The sequence below is a fragment of the Thiolapillus sp. genome, assembly GCF_048562965.1.
Classification (GTDB): domain Bacteria; phylum Pseudomonadota; class Gammaproteobacteria; order Chromatiales; family Chromatiaceae; genus Thiolapillus; species Thiolapillus brandeum_A.
Map to the genome: position 1 here is coordinate 1 of NZ_JBHNMF010000823.1, position 1,295 is coordinate 1,295.

Annotated in this window: 1 protein-coding gene; it reads right to left on the reverse strand. The window is 56.0% G+C overall.

The genetic code is table 11. The features are described 5' to 3' along the window. The coding region (locus ACOCD2_RS20370) for a diguanylate cyclase domain-containing protein (RefSeq protein WP_419625985.1) at nucleotides 1-1,295 on the reverse strand (1,295 nt) is incomplete at both ends.

Below are 1,295 nucleotides of genomic sequence, written 5' to 3' on the forward strand. Positions count from 1 at the left end.
GGTAGTGAATGACAAATTCTCCGCGGTCAATGGCGCGGCGCATATCCGTTTCCAGACGCAGACGCTGCACGGCAGTGGCGTGCATGTGCGCATCAAACACCACGGCATCGCCCGGTTCATCCAGTGACTTGGCGCGATACATGGCCAGGTCGGCGTCCCTCAGTACCTGCTCCGGACTGTCATACTGATCTGAAGCCATGGCGATACCGATACTGACACTGGGGTAGATCACATTGCCCTGCACCTTGAATTTCCTGCGCAATAACTGGTGAATACGCTGCACAACCGATAGCGCGCATTCGGTGGTACCCACCTGGGTCAGCAAAACGGCAAACTCGTCACCGGAAAGGCGCGCCAGCGTATCACTGGGACGCAGTATGGTTTCGAGGCGGCGGGCAATCCCCACTAACAGGCGGTCTCCCACCGAATGGCCGAGGCTGTCGTTGACGTTCTTGAACCGGTCGATATCAAAATACAGCACTGCATATTGCTTGCTGCCGTCACGCTGGTGCTGGCGTATAGCCTGATCCAGCCTGTCCATGAACAGGGAGCGGTTGGGCAAATCCATAAGACCATCATGCAGCGCGTCATGGAGCAACTGCTGTTCGGCTCGCCTGCGCTCGGTGATATCGGCCATGGAACCGGCCATGCGGTAGCATTTATCCCTGGCATCACAAATTGCCTGGCCACGCACCAGCATCCAGCGATATTCGCCTTCTTCGTGCATGACCCTGTGCTCATATTCAAAATGTGTCTGCACATCCCTGAAATGTGCCTGCAATGCGGCCTGCAGAGGTGGAAGATCGTCCGGATGCACACGATCGAACCAATGATCGATGTGTGCAGTCACGTTTTCCTGAAAAACACCGACGAGATCCTGCCAGCGGGGGGAAAAATAAGCCTCACCCGTCCTGATGTTCCAGTCCCAGATGCCCTCGCTGGCGCCTGCCACCGCCAGTGCATAGCGTTCCTCGCTTTCCCTGAGCGCGGCATCGGATTTCTGTCTCTCGATAGCATAGCGGATGGATTTGTTCAGCAAAGCCGTGTCCACTTCCTTCTTTATCAGATAGTCCTGCGCACCTTCGCGCACGGCCCTTGTCGCCAGTTCATCATCCATAAAGTTGGTCAGAATGATCACAGGCACATCCGGAGCCAGCGAATGCAGACGCTCGAAACCGCCCAGGCCTTCGCAGTCCGGCAGATGCAGATCGAGCAGAATAATGTCCGGCAGGTCATTGTTGTAAAGGCTGTCCACTGCCTGGTTCAGGGTAGGAACATGTACCATGTCATAACGT